At 46.8% G+C, this 18,991-nt stretch carries 17 protein-coding genes, 1 pseudogene and 2 riboswitches; of the genes and pseudogenes, 5 read left to right on the forward strand and 13 right to left on the reverse strand.

Features of this window, described 5'->3' with window-relative positions; translation table 11 throughout:
• Positions 1-24: 24 nt before the first annotated feature.
• The 7 genes from NFR98_RS10955 to NFR98_RS10985 all read right to left on the reverse strand — a co-directional run bounded on the left by NFR98_RS10955 (position 25) and on the right by NFR98_RS10985 (position 8,831).
• Positions 25-1,017 (reverse strand): thiamine pyrophosphate-dependent dehydrogenase E1 component subunit alpha, encoded by a 993-nt coding sequence (locus NFR98_RS10955; RefSeq protein WP_251460138.1) that lies wholly within the window; start codon positions 1,015-1,017, stop codon positions 25-27.
• A 159-nt stretch (positions 1,018-1,176) separates the two neighbouring features.
• Positions 1,177-2,163, reverse strand: a complete 987-nt coding sequence (locus NFR98_RS10960) for a DMT family transporter (protein ID WP_035189838.1) — start codon at positions 2,161-2,163, stop codon at positions 1,177-1,179.
• A gap of 64 nt (positions 2,164-2,227) precedes the next feature.
• Complete coding sequence (locus tag NFR98_RS10965) at positions 2,228-3,607, reverse strand: dipeptidase (protein WP_251460139.1); 1,380 nt, start codon at positions 3,605-3,607, stop codon at positions 2,228-2,230.
• A gap of 128 nt (positions 3,608-3,735) precedes the next feature.
• The gene (locus tag NFR98_RS10970; protein ID WP_019721303.1) at positions 3,736-4,479 is read right to left on the reverse strand and encodes a MerR family transcriptional regulator; all 744 of its coding nucleotides are present in this window, start codon (positions 4,477-4,479) and stop codon (positions 3,736-3,738) included.
• 49 nt (positions 4,480-4,528) lie between these two features.
• Complete coding sequence (locus tag NFR98_RS10975) at positions 4,529-5,047, reverse strand: hypothetical protein (protein ID WP_251460141.1); 519 nt, start codon at positions 5,045-5,047, stop codon at positions 4,529-4,531.
• A gap of 197 nt (positions 5,048-5,244) precedes the next feature.
• Positions 5,245-6,957: an assimilatory sulfite reductase (NADPH) hemoprotein subunit gene (cysI, locus tag NFR98_RS10980; protein WP_013859353.1), complete on the reverse strand. Its 1,713-nt coding sequence runs from the start codon at positions 6,955-6,957 to the stop codon at positions 5,245-5,247.
• Positions 6,958-6,974: 17 nt separating this feature from the next.
• Positions 6,975-8,831 (reverse strand): assimilatory sulfite reductase (NADPH) flavoprotein subunit, encoded by a 1,857-nt coding sequence (locus NFR98_RS10985; protein ID WP_013859352.1) that lies wholly within the window; start codon positions 8,829-8,831, stop codon positions 6,975-6,977.
• 120 nt (positions 8,832-8,951) lie between these two features.
• Positions 8,952-9,052, reverse strand: a riboswitch (SAM riboswitch).
• A gap of 173 nt (positions 9,053-9,225) precedes the next feature.
• Between NFR98_RS10985 and NFR98_RS10990 the strand changes: the two genes are divergently transcribed.
• The 3 genes and pseudogenes from NFR98_RS10990 to NFR98_RS11000 all read left to right on the forward strand — a co-directional run bounded on the left by NFR98_RS10990 (position 9,226) and on the right by NFR98_RS11000 (position 11,080).
• Positions 9,226-9,921 carry a 2-phosphosulfolactate phosphatase gene (locus tag NFR98_RS10990; protein ID WP_013859351.1) on the forward strand — a complete coding sequence of 232 codons (696 nt, stop codon included), beginning with the start codon at positions 9,226-9,228 and terminating at the stop codon, positions 9,919-9,921.
• Between the two features lie 79 nt (positions 9,922-10,000).
• A pseudogene (locus tag NFR98_RS10995) lies at positions 10,001-10,698 on the forward strand (phosphosulfolactate synthase).
• Positions 10,682-11,080 (forward strand): VOC family protein, encoded by a 399-nt coding sequence (locus NFR98_RS11000; RefSeq protein WP_013859349.1) that lies wholly within the window; start codon positions 10,682-10,684, stop codon positions 11,078-11,080. The pseudogene NFR98_RS10995 and the gene NFR98_RS11000 overlap by 17 nt, the downstream one beginning before the upstream one ends.
• A 322-nt stretch (positions 11,081-11,402) precedes the next feature.
• On the opposite strand, the gene NFR98_RS11005 is transcribed toward NFR98_RS11000, so the two are convergent.
• Positions 11,403-12,392, reverse strand: coding sequence for an ABC transporter substrate-binding protein (locus NFR98_RS11005; protein WP_041819055.1), 990 nt, complete (start codon positions 12,390-12,392; stop codon positions 11,403-11,405).
• 11 nt (positions 12,393-12,403) lie between these two features.
• Entirely contained in the window at positions 12,404-13,168 is a 765-nt protein-coding gene (locus tag NFR98_RS11010) for an ABC transporter permease (protein ID WP_013859347.1), read from the reverse strand.
• A 246-nt stretch (positions 13,169-13,414) separates the two neighbouring features.
• Positions 13,415-13,526: riboswitch (TPP riboswitch) on the reverse strand.
• A 409-nt stretch (positions 13,527-13,935) separates the two neighbouring features.
• Between NFR98_RS11010 and NFR98_RS11015 the strand changes: the two genes are divergently transcribed.
• Complete coding sequence (locus NFR98_RS11015) at positions 13,936-15,183, forward strand: MFS transporter (RefSeq protein WP_013859346.1); 1,248 nt, start codon at positions 13,936-13,938, stop codon at positions 15,181-15,183.
• Entirely contained in the window at positions 15,152-15,799 is a 648-nt protein-coding gene (locus NFR98_RS11020; protein ID WP_013859345.1) for a TetR/AcrR family transcriptional regulator, read from the forward strand. Before NFR98_RS11015 ends, NFR98_RS11020 begins: the two co-directional genes overlap by 32 nt.
• Positions 15,800-15,835: 36 nt before the next feature.
• Here the strand turns inward: NFR98_RS11020 and NFR98_RS15835 are convergent, their stop codons facing one another.
• The 4 genes from NFR98_RS15835 to NFR98_RS11035 all read right to left on the reverse strand — a co-directional run bounded on the left by NFR98_RS15835 (position 15,836) and on the right by NFR98_RS11035 (position 18,101).
• Positions 15,836-16,660, reverse strand: coding sequence for a DUF6688 domain-containing protein (locus NFR98_RS15835; RefSeq protein WP_013859344.1), 825 nt, complete (start codon positions 16,658-16,660; stop codon positions 15,836-15,838).
• A gap of 199 nt (positions 16,661-16,859) precedes the next feature.
• Complete coding sequence (locus NFR98_RS11025) at positions 16,860-17,327, reverse strand: DUF6688 domain-containing protein (RefSeq protein ID WP_041819053.1); 468 nt, start codon at positions 17,325-17,327, stop codon at positions 16,860-16,862.
• A 19-nt stretch (positions 17,328-17,346) separates the two neighbouring features.
• Entirely contained in the window at positions 17,347-17,598 is a 252-nt protein-coding gene (locus NFR98_RS11030) for a hypothetical protein (RefSeq protein ID WP_013859343.1), read from the reverse strand.
• Between the two features lie 41 nt (positions 17,599-17,639).
• Positions 17,640-18,101, reverse strand: a complete 462-nt coding sequence (locus NFR98_RS11035) for a GNAT family N-acetyltransferase (RefSeq protein WP_013859342.1) — start codon at positions 18,099-18,101, stop codon at positions 17,640-17,642.
• Between the last annotated feature and the right edge of the window lie 890 nt (positions 18,102-18,991).

Consider the following 18,991-nt stretch of genomic DNA (forward strand, 5'->3'; position numbering starts at 1 on the left):
GGAAAGGCCTCCTTTTTTCATAAATTAGTAGGATACATAGACATCTTTCAAAAGTTCGGAAGGGTCCGGATACGGGCTTTCTTCACTGAATTTCACAGCTTCTTCGATCTCCTGTTCCACTTTTTGTTCCAGGCTGTTGATGTCTGCTTCGCTGAACAGGTTTTGTTCAAGCACAAATTTTTTAAATTGGACGATCGCATCTTTTTCATTCAGCTGTTTCGCCTTTTCTGCTTCTGCTTTATAAGTTTGGGCATCCCCTTCAAAATGCCCGTAGTTTCGGTACGTCACGCATTCAATCAGCGACGGGCCTTCCCCGTTGCGGGCGCGTTCCACCGCTTCTTTTGCCGCCTGGTACACGGCGACGATATCTTTCCCGTCGACACGAACACCCGGAATGTCGTAGGCAACGGCACGGTCGGCAATCGTTTTACAGCTTGACGCATAATGGAATGGCGTCGCTTCCCCATAGCCGTTATTTTCCGCCACAAAAATGACCGGAAGCTTCCATACGGCTGCCAAGTTGATGCCTTCGTGAAACGTACCGTGGTTATTCGCGCCGTCCCCAAAGAAGCAAACGCTTACATTACTCGTCTTTTTAACTCTCGCCGTCAATGCTGCGCCGCATGCCAGCGGGAACCCGCCGCCGACAATCCCGTTTGCACCGAGCATGCCTTTGTCGAGGTCGGCAATATGCATGGAACCGCCTTTTCCTTTGCACAGACCTGTCGCTTTCCCGTAGATTTCCGCCATCATCCCTTTTAAATCGCAGCCTTTCGCGATACAGTGGCCGTGGCCGCGGTGTGTGCTTGTGATCATATCCTGATCGTTCAGATGGGCGCAAACGCCGACTGCAACCGCTTCCTCGCCGGCATATAAGTGGACGAATCCCGGTAAAATGCCGGTCGCAAACACTTCATGCACTTTGTCTTCAAACTTGCGGATTTCAAACATTTTTTGCAACATCCACTGCGCTTTTTCCTTCGTTAACTGCAGTTCGCCCGCTTTTACTGTCTCCATTTATCCATCCTCCTTATCGTCGTCTTTCACTTGGTAAACAAGCAAAAAGCGTGCCAATTGAAAACCCCGCTTTCATCCTTCTTCGTCCGCCCGGCACATAAAAAAATGAGACAAACCGGGACAGCTGTCTCATTTTGTCTCATTTTTTCCCATATTTTCTTATCCGCTGATTTCTGACTTTTTCATTTTCCATGCAGCCGGTGCTACCGTTTTTCGTGACATCAGGCTGTGCAGCACCATGCCGGCTGCAACTGTGATGATGCCGAACCAGGACAACAGCGATGGCGCCGCAACCGGTAAAATGGCCATCTCCCCGAACAGCGCAAACAGCACTTCCAATGACTGGGTCGCTTCTACAAGCGATAATTTTTGCATATCGCCGCGGACAAGATCGGTTGCCCGGAAAAACAATACCGTGGCAATCACCCCGGAAAAGACCGCAACCACGCCTGATTGCACGATTTGGTTTCCGGACGGCGGGCCGGACGCTTTTAAACCGTACAATGACAGAATAAACCAAAAGGGCAGGCTGGCAAGTGTCATGCCGAGCACACGCTGAAATGTATCGAGCCGGCCTTCGCACAATTCCATCATTTTCCGGTTGCCCAAAGGATAAGCAAAAGTCGCCACAATGACGGGAAGGACACCCAGCATCATTTCCCGGAAGCTGATCCGGCCGGCCTGCTCAAGCTGCATCATCAAAACGCCGAGCAAAATCACAAGCGACCAGCGCAAGCCGCGGAACGGGATGGGTTCCCGGATTTTCAGCAGGCCCTTCGGCGTCTCCACCGTTTTAAAAAAGAACGGGGCAAGCAGTGAACCGGATAAAATCGTGATCTGCCAGGTGCCGGCCACGAGCCATCCGGGCGCATAGGCTGCTGAAAAACATAACGGCGCATAAAAAAGAACAAAACCGGTAAAGCTCCACAATAACCACCCGGCCGGATGCTTTTTCATTTCCGCCCATAAGGCTTGAAAATTTTTCCTGGCAAGCACGATCACAAGCAAAAACGGAACCATCAAAATGTACCGGAGGGAGGCGCTCCAAATCCAGCTGCCGCCCGACAGTTCCATCGACCGGTTTAAAACAAATGTCACCGCGAAAAAGAAGGCGGCACATACCCCTAATAAGACCGGACGCAACATCTCCCACATCCTTTTTATAGCATTTTGGGAATGAAAACCCGCATACGGGGCATTCCTCCTTATCTTATGAAAGCGGCAATGTTTTGAGCTCGTTCCAATACGTGCAAATGGTCTGGATGCCTTTATCAAAATTTTCAAGATGGAAATGCTCGTTCGGCGCATGGGCATTTTCCGACGAAAGGGCAAACCCCATCAGCACGACCGGTATGTTTAAAATGCGGTCAAATTCTGCAACAATCGGAATCGACCCGCCGCCCCTTGTATAGGTAACCGGCACGCCGTACACTTTTTCATACGCTTTTCCGCAAAGCTGGATGGCAGGATGCTTGCGCGGCGTGACATACGGGTAACCTTTGTCAAATTCGGTTACAGAAATGGTTACGCCTTTTGGGGCATGGGCTTCAATATGTTTTTTCACTAACGACAGAATTTCGTACGGATCCTGGTTTGGCACAAGGCGGCAGGTCACTTTCGCAAAGGCTTCAGACGGCAAAACGGTTTTCAGGCCTTCCCCGGTAAAACCGCTTTGTAAGCCGTTGATCTCAAGCGTCGGCCGGACGGATGTTCTTTCTGCGTACGAGTAGCCTTTTTCCCCGAACAATACAGGCACGCCAAGCTGCGCCTGTATTTGGCTTTCATATGCCGCCTGTTTTGCGAACGCTTCTTTTTCTTCCGGCGTGCTTGCTTCCACTTTGTCATAAAAGCCTTCCACCAAAACCCTGCCGTCCTGGCCATGGAAGGATGCCAGCAATTCAACCAGCGCAGTGGCAGCATTTTGCACCCCGCCGCCGTATTCGCCGGAATGAAGATCGCTTGATGCGCCTTTTACATGGATTTCAAGGCCGCATAAGCCGCGCAGCCCGTAGCAGATCGTCGGTTTTCCCAATTCCGGCATGCCGGTATCGGAAACGACGATCAAATCCGCTTTTAAAAGTTCCTGATGCGCTTCTGCAAATGGCGCAAGATTCGGGCTGCCGATTTCCTCTTCCCCTTCAAACAACACTTTGATATTGACAGGCAGTTCCCCTTCCGTTTCCATCAGCGCCTCGATCGCTTTGATATGCATAAACACCTGCCCTTTATCATCGCTCACGCCGCGGGCAAAAATTTTGCCATCGCGGATCTCCGGTTTGAACGGATCGCTTTTCCAGAGGTTCAGCGGGTCAACCGGCTGGACGTCGTAATGCCCGTAAATCAGGACGGTCGGCCTCCCGTCTGCGTGAAGCCAGTCGCCGTATACAACCGGGTTTCCTTTCGTTTCCATCACTGCGGTATGTTCGAGGCCTGTTTTCCCAAGCTCCGCTTTCAGCCATTCCGCTGCTTTTCTCACATCTGTTTGATGTTCGGATAAGGAACTGACACTCGGGATTTGGAGAAAATCAAACAGTTCTTTTAAATGCTGCTCATGGTGTTCCTTTAAATATTGCTGATAGGTTTGTGGCATTCCTATACCTCCTTGTCATGCTTTCTCTTTATTGTAAGACAAGTTTCATTAATTTTCCAATTTATTTTGAAAGGCGGCAAACGAAAAAAAGAAAGCAGGAGCCCCTTTTTTGGCAGCTCCTGCTTTTTTTATTCCTCCGTTTGATTCGCAAATTTCGCCATGGCTGCGGCCATAAACGTTGCAAGCCCTTCGCCAAATTGATCAATGTTTTTTGTAAACCGGCTGTCTTCTATATACATTTGGCCAAGCCCTTTAAAGGCTTCCGGCGTATAATTCCCGAAATGGCGGTTTAAAAAATCAAACCATTTCCGGATCGCTGTCTGCGCTCCTTGTGCGCGCGGGTCCGTATGGCGGATGGCGGCAAGCTCACGGTAAATTTCGTTCATCTCATCAGCCAAAGCCAATTTTTCATCCCCGCCAAGCGTCGCCATTTTCGCTTCCGCTGCATCTACTGCCTGATCCCCCCATTTTTCGCGTGCCTCACGCTCATACGGATTGTTGTCAAAGCGGAAACCGGCAAATTTTTCTTCACTAGACATTTCCATTCCCTCTTTCTCCGATTGGATTGTTTTTTCGATCAAGGCAATCATTTTCGCGAGCCGCTTCTGTTTTTCAATCAGCAAATGGCGCTGGAGCTCGAGCGCCCCGAGCCTGTCAAACGAAGGGCTTTCCATGATTTCCTTGATCTTTTGCAAAGGGAAGCCCAATTCCTTGAAAAATAAGATTTGCTGGAGCGTTTTTAGGTTTTCTTCCGAATAGTGCCGGTAACCGGACGGTGAAACTTCAGCCGGTTTTAGCAGCCCGATGTCGTCATAATGGCGCAATGTCCGGATGCTGACGCCGGCCAGCTCTGCAACTTCTTTAATTCTCATCATGCAGCCCCCTTCCTTCTTTACTGTAAGGGGTGACGCAGCGTGAGGGTCAAGACATTTTTTCAAGTTTTTCCTGCAAGGCAAACAGCACTTCGTATATTTTCACGAAAGCTTCCATGAGTGGCATCTCTTCCCTGAAACCGGGCACATCGTTCAACGGAAAGTTCACATCCCAGATGCCTTCATTGCCATCAAAAAGGATTTCCCCCTTCCCGTCTCCTTCCAGCAGTTCAGACAACCCCGTTTGAATCGCCGGCCCGTATTTCTTTTGCACTTTAAGCCCGAGCATACTATTGTAATGGCCGAAGACATCATCCAACTCGAGGGCAATCCCGTCGACGCCAATGATGTCAAACCAGTGTGACGCGATGTAAACATATTCTTTCCTATGCTTTTTCAAATAGATGACAGGTTCATTTAAAAACGCCGCCGTTTCCACCGCAAGGGTCTCATCGGCTTCCTTGCTGCACCGTTCAATAGATGCATCGGCAAAACGGGCGGTACCCTCTTTTTCAACAATTTCTTTTTCCCTGACAGCATCTTTGAAAAAATCCTTATAGCGCTCCAAATACGCTATTTCTTGTTTACATAATATTATTATAGTATCCTTTTGGTTTTCGATATATGTTTTTAAATTTTTTCCCAGCATGGCAACCATCCTTTATGAGGTATTCTGCTAAACAGTATGTCCCAATTGGAAGCTTTTGTAAAGAAACAAAAAACTGTGCCCGGAGAATAAAATCCTTCTAGGCACAGTTTGTAAAATTATTTATTCACCGCTGCCGGTTTATGAAAATCACGTCCGTCACGGATCGCTTCTACAATTCCGGCGCGGATGACGAAATCCCCGAAATGTTCGCCTTCCTGCCGTTCTTTTGCATATTGCAAAAGAATCGGGCGCAGTGACGCGAGGATCTCTTCTTCCCCGATATTTTCCTTATAAAGGCAAGCAAGCCTGTCGCCGGTGAAGCTGCCACCCAAATACAAATTGTATTTTCCGGGGCCCTTTCCGATAAAAGCCATTTCCGCAAGCGCCGGCCTTGAACATCCGTTCGGGCAGCCCGACATCCGGATGACGATTTCTTCTTCGCGCAGCCCCGCTTCGTCCAAAATCTCCTCGATTTTTCCGAGCAGTTCCGGCAAGTACCGTTCTGCTTCCGCCATCGCAAGGCCGCAAGTCGGGAATGCGACACAGGACATCGAGTTTCTTCTGAGGGCGGAAGCATGCTTGCCGTCCGTCAGATGGTATTTTTCAACCAGTTCGTCAATCTTTCCTTTCATTTCGTCGGTTACATTGGAAATGATGACATTCTGGTTCGGGGTCAGGCGGAACTCGCCTTGATGGATCTTTGCAATTTCGCGCAGCCCGGTCATCAAAGGGTAGCCGTCAAAGTCTTTAATCCTGCCACTTTGGACAAATAACGTCAAATGCCATTTGCCATCGCCTTTGATCCAGCCGTAACGGTCGCCGTTATGGTCAAAATGGAACGGGCGGGCTTCGCCGAGATCCCAGCCGAGCCGTTCATTCAGTTCCGCCTTGATCCATTCAAGCCCCCGCGCGTCAATGGTGTACTTGAAACGCGCATTTTTCCGGTTCGCGCGGTTGCCGTAGTCGCGCTGGATCGACACCACTTTTTCCGCCACTTCAATCACCTGGTTCGGCGTGCAAAAACCGATGATCCGGGCAAGCTGCGGATATGTTTTCGGATCGCCGTGGGTCATGCCCATCCCGCCGCCAACCGCGACATTAAACCCTTCAAGCTTCCCTTCATTCAAAATGGCGATAAACCCTAAATCCTGTGAAAAAATATCGACATCATTGGAAGGCGGCACAGCAAACCCGATTTTAAACTTCCGCGGCAAATACGTTGGCCCGTACAGCGGCTCTGCCTCTTCCTGCTCTTTTGTATCAATGATTTTTTCATCTTCCAGCCAAATTTCATGATACGCGGAAGTCCGCGGCAACAAGTGGTCGCTCGTTTTTTTCGCCCATTCATACACCTCGGCATGCACATCCGACTGGTACGGGTTCGGGTTGCACATCACATTCCGGTTCACATCCCCGCACGCGGCAAGCGTCGTCATGAGCGCATCGTTCATTTCGCGGATGGCCTGCTTTAAATTCCATTTTAAAATGCCATGCATCTGGAATGTCTGCCGGGTCGTCATACGCAGCGTTCCGTTCCCGTATTTTTGCGCCAGTTCATCCATCACAAGCCACTGTTCCGGGGTCGCAACGCCGCCCGGAATGCGGACACGCACCATAAACTGGTAAGCCGGCTCCAGTTTCTTTTTGCGCCGCTCGTTGCGGATATCCCGGTCGTCCTGCTGGTAGCTGCCATGAAATTTCAACAGTTTATTATCGTCCTCGGATATCGCACCGGTCAGCGGATCTTTGAGTCCTTCCGCAATCGTTCCTCTTAAAAATCGGCTTTTTTCTTTTATCGTTTCAAGCGGATCAAGTTTTTTATCAGCCATCTTCCTGCCCCTCTCTGTTAATACACATCACGCTGGTATCGTTTTGCCCGTCGCATTTCCTGTAAATAATCCTCTGCCTCTTCCCTCGCCATATTGCCTTCTGTTTCAAGAATTTGAAGCAGCGTTTCCTGGACGTCGCGGGCCATGTGCTTCTCATCACCGCACACATACACACAGGCGCCTTTTTCAAGCCATGCATAAAAATCTTTGCTTTTTTCAAGCATCCGGTGCTGGACGTATATTTTTTCTGCCTGGTCGCGCGAAAAAGCCACATCCATCCGTTCGAGCACGCCATTTTTCAGCCAGTTTTGCCAGTCAAGCTGATACAGAAAATCCGTCGCAAAATGCTGGTCCCCGTAAAACAGCCATGTTCGGCCGGTGATCCCTTCCGCTTCCCTTTCTTCCAGGAAAGAACGGAACGGCGCCACGCCTGTTCCCGGCCCGATCATGATCACCGGCACATCCGGGTCAGCCGGAAGTTTGAAATTCGGATTGCGGTGGACATAAACCGGCAGCTTGTCTCCCGGTTTTATCCTGCCTGCGACTTGCCCGGAGCAAACTCCTTCGCGCACCCTTCCGTTTGCTGTATAGCAGTCCAGTGCAATGACAAGATGGACTTCATCGGGGTTCGCTTTCCAACTGCTTGCGATCGAATAAAGCCGCGGCGGCATTTTCCGGAGCATTTGTACAAAAGCTTGCACTTCCACTTTTTCCGGCGGATATTCCTCGACAAGATCGATCAGGCCCCGTCCTTCAAGGTATGCCTTTGCCTCCGCTTCATTTTCAAGCAAAGCCGTAAGCCCTTTGTTTCCGAAAAGCACGGCTGCCTGCTGAAGCAGTGGTTTTGTTAATCTCGTAATTTCATAATGTCTGAGCAATGCTTCCCTGGCCGGCAGTACTTCCCCTTTTTTATTGATCGGAACCGGTTCTTTTGGATCCCAGCCGAGCTTTTCGATCAGCCGTTCCACGAGTTCCGGGTCATTTTCCGGGTAAATCCCGATGCTGTCCCCCGGTTCAAATGTAAAACCGGAACCTTCAAGGGATAATTCGATATGGTGCGTTTCTTTATTGGACCCTTCCCAGTTCAAATTGATATTTTCCAGCACTTCCGCCTGGAACGGGTTGGATTTGGAATAATCGGTGTTTGCAGGCCGGGTGGCATCGGCAGCGGTTGGAGCCGGCAAGGCAGATGACTGGAGCACGCCTGTAACCCCTTCAAACCATTCCTGGGCGTCTTCTTCATAATCCACATCGCAATCCACTCGCGGATAGAGCCGTTCCCCGCCCAACTCTTCCAGCCTCTTGTCGATCTCTTTTCCGACCTTGCAAAAAAACTCATATGTCTGGTCCCCAAGCGCCAAAACGGAAAATTGGACCCCGTCCAGTTTCGGGGCTTTTCTGCTGTGGATCAGCTCATAGAAAGACAATGCGTTGTCGGGCGGGTCCCCTTCCCCTTGTGTGCTTGTAATGATGAGCAGATACCCTGCATTTTTTAAATCTTTCGGCTTGGCCGCATCGAGTGCCGAAAAAGATACGGCAAACTGCATTTCTTTTAATCTGGCTGCGAATGCTTCGGCAAGCGCCTGGGCATTGCCTGTCTCGGAACCAAACAGCAGCGTAACCGTTTTGGTTGCCGTCTGTACCGGCTTTTCAGCAACAGCTGTACTTCCCGGGGGATTCGTTCCTTGTTCGGCAAACGGATAGGTTAAATATCCGCTCAGCCATAATTTTTGCTGATCCGTTAACATTTGCAGCAGTTCATTTAACTTTTCCGCCTGTTCTTTACTAAACGGGCTGTTTTGTACACTTAACGGCAAATCTTCCACCTCGCAATGTTTGCATGCACTTTTCATTTGTTTATTTATGTATGACATCCTAATCCAAATAGACATAGAAGTTTACTTGGATTTTAATCCGCTTCTTTCCATGAGAAGCACCTTCGAAAAAAGCTCTTCTTACAAAGATAAGAAGAGCCGGCGCACAATGGTCAACTTCTCTTATCTTTCAGACGATTGTCTGCAGGAATTGGCACAGTGTTTTTCAACCTGTTGCCGAGGCTTCAAAGGGCCTTTCCCTCCACCTCTCTGGATAAGAAGCACGAATCATTATTTAGAAATCATTGAAAACATTATACAATCAAATGCGGTGGCAGTCAATTCTTTTTTGAACAGACGGGGGCGATAAAAAAAGAAAAGGGTGGCAAATTCCGCATCAAGCGTCCCTCCAATATACTTTATGTATTTTTTGCACAGAATGAGGGGGGAATGGATGAACATCCGCATTTACCAGGGGAATGAGATCACGCCGGAAGCCGGGGATGCCAATATTGTGATCGATGTGATCCGCGCGTTTACGGTTGCCCACCATGCCTTTTTGGGCGGCGTAAAAGAGATATGGCTGGCAGACTCAAAAGAAGCGGCTTTTTGTATCAAAGACAAATACCCGCATGTCTTGCTCACGGGCGAAAGGAACGGCCTTCCGATACCGGGATTTGATTTGGGCCATTCACCGGCCGCCATCGCCAAACAGCCGTTAGCCGGCAAAACGTTGGTGCAAACATCCACAAACGGGGTAAAAGCAGCCTTCCGCGCCCTTTGTGCAAAGGAAGTCTATGTTACCGGCTTTTCGAATGCAAAAATGACGGCAAAATGGGTCCTGCGCAAATGGAAAGGCAAAGACAACGCCCGCATCAATATTATCGCTTCCCATCCGACGGGGGAAGATGACCTGGCATGCGCATTATACATGGAAAGCATCCTTACCGGCTCCGGCACGATAAAGCCGGAATCAGTGATCAAGGAGATTGTAAATGCCAGTGTTGCAAAGAAATTTCTTGATCCCGGCCAGCCTGCATTTAACCCGGCTGACCTGGAATTTTGCAGCAACGAAACAGACTGCGGGTTTGTTATGAAAATTGATCCAACAGGAGAATTTCCAACGATCGTGAGGGTTGAAGATGAATGACCATGGTTTGACACTGCCTTTACGCAATGAGAAACCGCGGGATTGCGGAATCACCATCTTAATTGACAATGGCATTCCGCTGAACTTTTTTAAAGATACCATGAACAGTGCAGCCCCTTATATTGATTTCGTCAAATTCGGCTGGGGAACATCGGTGGTTTCGCGCCATTTGGAAGAAAAAATAGATCACCTGAGGCAAAACGGCATTGCCTTCTTTTTCGGCGGCACTTTATTTGAAAAGTTTGCCAGCCAGGGAAAGACGGATCGGTACGTTCAATACTGCCGGCGGTTTGCATGCGAATATGTTGAAATCTCAAATGGCACCCTGCCGCTGTCCAATCCGGAAAAGTGCCATTATATTGCGGAATTTTCAAAGGAGTTTAAAGTGTTAAGTGAAGTTGGCTCAAAAGATACTGCCAAATCAATAGCCGACACGCCGGCGTTATGGCTGGAATCGATTAGTCAAGATTTAGAAGCAGGCGCATATAAAGTGATGACAGAGGCAAGGGAAAGCGGCACGAGCGGCATTTGCAACGGGGACGGGGAAATACGGGAGGAGATGTTTGCGGCCATCCTGGACTCCGGGATTCCCCGCGATGCTTTCATTTTCGAAGCGCCCAACAAGCAGCTCCAGGCTTTTTTATCCAACAGCTCGGCCCGGATGCCAATCTGGCCAACATCCCTTTTTCGGATGCCCTTGCGCTTGAAACATTAAGGCTCGGTTTGCGATCAGATACTTTTTTTATTGGAGGAGATTCCCATGAGAAAAACGGATAAAATTTTTCATTTGGCGATCCCGTGCAAAGATCTTGATGAAACAGCCGATTTCTATCAGAAATTAGGCTGTAAGGTGGCGCGCCGGTATGATGACCGGGTCACTTTCAATTTTTTCGGGGACCAGGTTGTCTGCCATCTGAGCCCTGAAAAAATAGACCCCAACCCGAAAATGTATCCCCGCCATTTCGGCATTACTTTTTTGGATAAAGCAGCATTTGAGGAAACCCTCCAATCCGCAAAGAAAAACCGCTTGGCATTTTTCCAGGAGAAAATGGTCCGGTTTGGGGGCAGGCAAGAGGAACATTGGACATTTTTCCTCCAAGATCCCTCCAACAACTTGCTCGAATTTAAATATTACCACGATGAAAGCATGGTGTATTAACCAGTCCCATTCATTGCTCAAAGCATGCGATGCGGCTTTTTCCGGAAAGAGCCGCATCGCATGCTTTGCCATTTGGGCCAGGCGATAAGCGTTTTTTCCTGGCCCGAGACGTTTGATCGTTATGTTCAGCAGGATGGCAAAGCCCCGGAGGCCCTTTTTAGGCTTAACATGCAAACCGCAGGCATACAGCTGCGGTTTTTTTGCGGCTTCCCGCAGGAACATGCAGCGCTTGAAGCGAATAACATACTCTGCATGTTCCGCCACCCGGTTTTGTGATCCCATGCTGGCGGAAGCCAAAGCGATTTGGCTTCCAGAATGCTCCTTATTTATTTTCTAAATGGACAAAAGCTTTTGCGGCATTGACATGTGTTTTTGTGATCTTTGTCTGGTACAGCCAATCCGAAACGTCTTGCCATTTTTTCAGGCCCTGATCGGCAATCGTTTTATTTTTTTCGCTCATCAGCGGCAGCAAAATGTGCAGGCTCTTCGTTTCCACATTTTTATCCAGCGGTGAAGAGGCATCTTCATGTTTTAACAAAATGGCAAGCGCCTTTTCCGGATGTTTTTTGACATATTGCTGGCCTTTTTCGGCAGCAGCAAGAAATTTTTTAAAAATGTCTGGCTGCTGTTTCAGCTTATTTTCGTTTGCGATGAAAACGAGTTCGGCATAATCCGGAACACCGTATTTTGCCGGATTGAATGCTCTAACGGGTACGCCTTCCTTTTCCAGCAGCAACTGTTCATGATTAACAAAACCGCCGACGATCGCATCAGTTTTACGGGCTGTCAGAGCAGGGATTAAATCATAGCCAACATCCACTGTTTTCACCTTGTCCGGATCGCCCCCGTCTGCTTTGACCATTGTCCGAACGACTGCTTCTTCCAGCGGAATGGAAGAATAGCCGACCGTTTTGCCCGCCAGGTCTTTCGGTGAGCGGATACCACTTGAAGCTGGCACCATCACACGGTTCAGCGTATGGCGGACGGCGGTGCCAAAAGATTGGACCGGAATATTCTCATCGCGCGCGATTAACACTTGGGGTTGATAACTTAATGCAATATCAATTCGATTCGCAGCCGCAAGTTTTAACGGGTCATTTGTGTCAGAAGGCATTTTGATGCTGACATCAAGGCCCTGCGCTTTAAAATAGCCTTTTTCCTTGGCTACATAAAGAAAAGAATGAACCGCATTTGGATACCAATCCAGCATGATCGTTACTTTTTGCGCATGTTTCGTTGCTTGCTGCGAATGATTGCTGCAGGCACCTAGCATACACGCCAGTACAGCGACCATTACCCATCGTTTCTTCATTGAACATCCCCCTAAATTTTTGTTCTGTTTTTCAATAAGCTTTTTTCCATCCCATAAATAAGCAAAAATAATCCCATGCCGAGTGCAGCCAAAAGAAAAACGGCCGAAAAAACAGCGCCCGACTGCAAATACCCAGACATTCGCTTGCTAAAAAAGCCAAGCCCCGCAGTTGCGCCAAGCCACTCTCCGATCGCTGCCCCGCTGACACAATATACAACCGATAATTTCAAGCCGGATAAAAATTGGGGAAGGGCCATCGGGACAGAAAGTTTTCGGAAAATATCCCAACGGCTGGCGCCCATTGTCCGAAACAAATTCAGATAGGCGGGATCGACGGTTTTTAATCCGTCAAAAGTGCTGATTACAATCGGAAAGATAGCCGTTAACACAATAATCGCTACCTTGCTCCAAACTGAATAGCCGAACCACATCATAAAAACAGGTGATACGGCGACAAGCGGGATCGTTTGCGAAATAACAAGAAACGGATAAAAGATTTTTTCAGCCGTTTTGGAGACATACATGATGACACCGATCATCACTCCACCCGCAACAGATAAAAGAAAACCGATGCCGACTTCCTCCACTGTCGCAGGCAAATGCACATTTATTAGTTGCCTGTGATTTTCTATGAAAGATGCATAGATTTGGGTAGGGGACGGCAAAATGAAAGACGGGATCACCCCTTTCTGTATGACCCACTGCCAGCCGGCTATCAAGACCAGCATCGTAACGCAAAAAAGTCCGTAATCCCCCAGCCATTTTCGCCACTTCATTTAGGAAACCTCCTTTCATCCGAACTTCCAATATGTACAAGCTGCAAACCGTTCCAAAGCCCGTTCAACCATTTGAATTTTTTCCTGCTATAGCAATCTTCCACCTACTTTTTGTTTTTATTTCTTCCTGCCCGTCGTCATTGACGAGGTTTTTCCGGTTACCGCCCTAAAAGCAGCTATTTTCCCTCCCTTCCAACAGAAAAAAGCCAGGCCTGTAAAAGACCTGACTTTAATAAGCAAGAAAATTTCCCAAAATCCCTACTTTCCTACGCCGGCATGATCCGGATCAGGTCCAAAGGGTTGAAAAACCAAATGTTTTTCTCTCAGCCCGCCAATCCGGGCACCCCTAGTAGTCTGAAATATTCACTTTTTTCCATTATAGGCTTTCTATTTGCCTGTGTAAAGTGGTGCAGGCTTTTTTCTATGGTGATTGGTTCAATTATCGGCTCCCAGTCAGGGCTCCTGTTTTTCCAAAAATCCCGAAAAAAACTGCAAAAATTTTCAATCATGATGATACTCACGATATATAAGCTCATTTAACGCTTCATTCCGTCATCGTAAACTGAATAGACAGCCATTCAGATATTTATACGACAGCGGCTGCGGTTGCAAGTGCTGACGGAAACAACCACATCGCCCCCTCTTCTCGTGCTTGTATGCTCACAAAAAAACCAATTTTATGAAAAAGACGAAAATAGTCTGTTAAATGACACGAATGTCGCTTATAATTATAAAAACGACACATGTGTCATTTAAGGAGGAGCATAATGAAGCATTCGCTTTTTAAAAATCATTCCTTTCTATTCTTAATCAGTGCGCAAACCGTTTCAAATCTTGGGGACTGGCTGCATCTTGTTGCATTGTTTGCATTAGTGGCATTTAAGTGGCACGCCGACCCGATTGCAATGGCAGGCATTACATTATGCATGGTGCTGCCGTCAATTTTATTTGGATCCCCTGCCGGCTGGCTGGCAGACCGGTTTAACCGTAAAGTGCTGATGAGCTTCTCGGATTTCGCCCGCTGCGGTTGTGTGCTCGGGATTGCTTTTTCCGTTTCGCTTTGGCAAGTTTATATCTTTCTATTTTTTTTGGGCTTTTTCTCAGCCGTCTTCACCCCTGCAGAAAGCGGCCTGCTTCGCCAAGTTGTTGGTGAAAACCAAATACAGGCGGCAATCGGCACAAGCGAGATGATCAATAACAGTGCCAAAATCATCGGGCCGGTAGCAGGCGGCGCATTGATCAGCCTGACCGGAATCAAAGGCGCTTTTTATCTTGATGCCATTTCTTTCTTCCTCTCCGCCCTCCTGCTGTTTGGAATCAAGGCGCCAACATTACAGAGCCCGGTAAAAAGTGATCTAGAACATCGGGAAAAGGTCTCGCTAACTGAAGGATTTCGCTTTCTCTCCGGTTTTCCCGTGTTAAAAATAGGTCTGATCGTTTTTTGTACCATGATACTGGCCTTGCAAATTTCTGATTCCCAGGCCATGATATTAATAAGGGATATCAAGAACGCAACGGTCCATTTTGCGAGCTGGTGTATTGCGGCAAGCGGTTTTGGCATGCTTACTGCTTCCGTGCTGTTTACGAAAATAAAGTTAGGGGAGAAATTAATCACTTTAAAAATCAGCCCCGCCATACTTGGTTTGGGTTGTATCATGGTAAGTACGGGTACCGGCTGGCCGATCGGCATCATTGAAGCCGTTTACCCTTGCGTCTTTTTTCTGATGGGTTTTTCTTTTACAATGGCTGTCATTCCTTTCGATGTGCTCGTCCAAAAGAAATCGCCTGAAACGCATACCGGAAGAGTGTTCGGTACCATCAACAGCCTTTCTACACTCGCTGTGCTTGTTGGCATATTACTTGGAGGCTCGCTTTCAGAGTGGTTTGGCGTCCGTCTCGCATTCCTGATCTCTGGCGGAACCACTTGCCTGCTTGCTGCCGTTTCCGCAATCGCAATGAAAAAAGCAGAAAGGAAGGAAATTCATGTCGCCGAGGGTATCAAAACAACATCTTGAAGAAAGAAAAAATCATATATTGGATGCTGCGAAGCGGGTGTTTGAACGAAAAGGCTATGAACCTGTTACCATGCAGGATATCGTAAAAGAAGCCGGCATTAGCAGAGGAAATCTGTATCAGTATTTTTCTAACACAGAGGAAATCATGCAGGCGGTTATTGAAAAAAATGACGATTCATTTTATACGTACATTCAAGACCTGGCAAGCAGCCATGAAAAAGTATGGGATGCCATTCAAGCCTATCAGAAAGTGGTTTTCCAAAGTTTGCCAAATCCTTACGGGATCGTGATGTATGAATACTCTGTCACCAGGTGGCGCAATCCGGAAAGAAAGGCATTTTTCCAAAAAAGGTATACCCGGGCCATGAAAAGCTTTTTAGCGCTTCTAGAAGAGGGCGTAAAACAGGGTGAATTTCACCCGGTACAGCCGCTTGAAACGATTGTCAATTTTATGGTGAACATATGGGACGGACTGATTTTAATGGCTCATGTAGAGGAACCGGAAAGAGTGGCAGTAGGCGGACAGCTTGAGGCGTTAAATTTATACTTAATTCAGGCTTTGCGCCCCGATGAAAATGCAGACTGGCATTTGGACACCAAGATTGAACCCGGCTGATACGAACCGGGTTCAGATATAAAACGATGATGATCGTTATTTACGCAGTTCGCTATATTGAATCTGAATCCTGTTTTCCGGTTTTTGATCCACTGTATATAAGATAAACAGAAAAAACCATTCCAAAGGTTTCATGAAAAGATAGACAAGGTCAGCTGACCACTTTGTACGGATATGCCTGCTGAGAGGATAACCGTATTTATCATAAATATAGCGGATGAAGTGATGCATACGCGGCATGTATTCTTCAAGTAGATGTTCGAAAGCGTTCGCAACAAGCAGCTGGCGGTTCACAGGAATTCTTTTGCCGTGCCGGAGCCCTGCCCTTACCGGCTTAACGACTTTTGTGTGACCCCTCGCTGCCACAGAACATAAATAGTGTTCGTCTCCCTTTAACATTTCCGGAGGGGGATTGGGTATCCTGGAATAGGTGAAAGAACTTGTATCTAAAAACAAACGGATAAAGCTGTCCGGCCGCTGACCAAATAATATGAGGACCATTTGGACAATAAGCAAAACAGGAAAAAAACAAATCGCCCACAATCGAGGCATTTTACTATACCGTACGGAAATTTTAAAGAGTAAAAGAAGAAATCCCTTATACTGTACAGTCTCTTTCCTCATTTTTATTGAAAACTCATTCAGTGAATCTTTTAACTTGGTGATATACAGTAAAGCAAGGCAAAATAAGCTATATTGAAATGCTCGGACGGAATACATATCCCCCAGTTTTGAGAATAGCGTATGTGTAAAATAAACAGTAGCAAACCCAATATTTAAAACCAGTATCGTACTGCTCACGACATAGATAACCGGTGAAACCCGGCCGGCATAAAAATTCAATATCAGGAACCCAGCCATGTGTTTATTGCAAAATTAAAGTGCAGAGATGTGCAAAATTTCTATGCAAATGGTTATGCAGAGGGGCTTTACATGGAGGGGTAGCCATGATAACCTGTTTGGGTTTGCCAAATCTGTTACAGCTGGCCGCTTGGCAAAAGAATCATGGCTGCAGAGGCTCCATGTCAAGCCCTTAATAGCGAGAATTCAGATTGAATTTTTATGCGGTATAAACGAATTTATATACTGCAATACTCTGCACTTTTTTCTTGCAAAAAACAGCCATGCCCAGTACAACCAACACAATCGCTGAAAAGATATGATTAGGAGCCAATGAAGCATAGCCGTCCGCCCGCCCTCCAATTTCATAAACGTGCAGCTGTTCGCCTGCCCTTGCACCATAAGCGTTCAGATAACACCCCACGATAAACAGGCAAATAAGCACGACTGCATTCACCGTATCCATTGTTTTGACTTTGATGGATGGGGCTGCTTGTGTTCCCTTTTTAAAACTGGATAGGAATCTGGCAATCACATACACAGGAATACAGAGAACAAATAGGGCTAAAAACACAAAAAATACGGATAGAATATGATAGCCAAATCCTAGGATGTATGCCGCTGCCAGGAACAAAAGCACAACTGCAATTAAACTTATGATCACAATTGGCGCTCTGTTGTTTTTCAATGCAGTCCCCCCTACTACGCTAAATGAATGCTTTTGAAAATGCGCCCTTGTAGCGTTTCTTTGCGATTGGATTTCCGAAAACAACAGTTAAATTGATTTGTTTTTCCAGGCCTTTGGTTTCTTTCGCTATGCTTATGCGTTTTTTTAAAGTGTCTCCCCACTCCCTTTCCTCTCGAAGTTCATGCGACAAACATGCCGTAAACATGGCCTTTATAAATCGATGTTTCTGATATGCGTCAGCATCAGACTCCTTTAAAATACGGATATGCATTTGCTCCTCTCCTGTCCGCTTTTTCTTTTATCGTTAATGTTCTAAACCTTTCCTGCCATCCGGAACACTTTCCCGTCCATTTCGGGCTTTAGCCATTTCATTCCCATTTTCTCATAGAACGAAATGGCTTGCTTATTTGTCGGGGATACTCTGAGATGGTATTCCTCCAATTGATGTTTTTTGAAAACGCTCATCGCATACGCATGTAGTTCAGCGCCAAGACCCGAGCCACGTTTTTCCGGAATAAGATAGTACAAGTTGACATAGCCAATCGGTTTACCTTCAAAATCTTTACGTGTCACCTCAAGCTGTCCAATTGGAACACCATTTTCAATCGCAAGCATAAAACCTTCCGGAAATCGTACTTGCTGCATTTCAAGCCATTCAAGGTACTCTCTTGCATTGAAATTTGCATCCGTTCCGAAGCTTACGATAAAAGAATCCCTTCGGAACGGGAGAATATACTGGAGATGCTGCCTGACTTGAATGGGAATGAAATCCATTTATTAACCTCCTCTCTTGCTTCCTCCTTTGCCAGCCCTTTATCATTTCTTTTCGCCCCGGCAGCTGAAATCCATTTATCAATCGGTTGGCACAATTCTCTATTTTCTTATCGTCATCTATTGTAGCACAAGAACTGCGGATTTCCTTCTTTTACATTGTCCGTTTACTTTTTCAGCGTGAATCAACGGTCAATTATGGATAGTCATTTTTGAAGCAATATGTTATGTTGAGACTGTAAAGGATGCGGAAATGGGGGCTCCGAAATGTTTGATACAGTGATAAATACTGTGTTAGGTTTTGCTATGATCATTCTTATACTTTTTTTGCTTTACCGGTATCTCGTTCTTATGAAAACGAAGAAACTGTCTAAAATCGATTCCTTTTTTATAAAAGAATCCCATCATATGAATAACATACCCAATAAACAGATCGTTCGTTTCCTGAAATTGAGATATATTTTTAGTGCTGCCATTTTATTCCTGTTTCTTATCGTAGTTTTATATTTTAAAACCGTAAACAGTCTTTTCATTCCTCTTATTTTATTGATAGAGTTTACCGGAATTTCCGTCATTGATCATAAAATTAAAAAGGCGAAAAACAAATAATCCAGCCGGCTTGGTTCAGTTCACCTTGTTAGAAAATATGATCTATTTGGACACTAAAGGAGGAAACCGGAATGTTTGATGACGCACATGAAACTGAAGCCGATCTGTTTTTCCGGATATCATAACTGCAGCCATTTAAAAGAACAACTACTTCATTTGATGTGAGCGTTCCATTTAAAGGAAGACCAACTACCGGATTTATAAAGTGCAATCGAGTAGGAGGCTAATCATTATTTGATTAGCCGACCTCTCACACCACCGTGCGTACGGTTCCGTACACGGCG

It is taken from the genome of Weizmannia agrestimuris (genome assembly GCF_943193165.1).
In the GTDB taxonomy this organism is placed as follows: Bacteria; Bacillota; Bacilli; order Bacillales; family Bacillaceae_C; genus Weizmannia; species Weizmannia faecalis.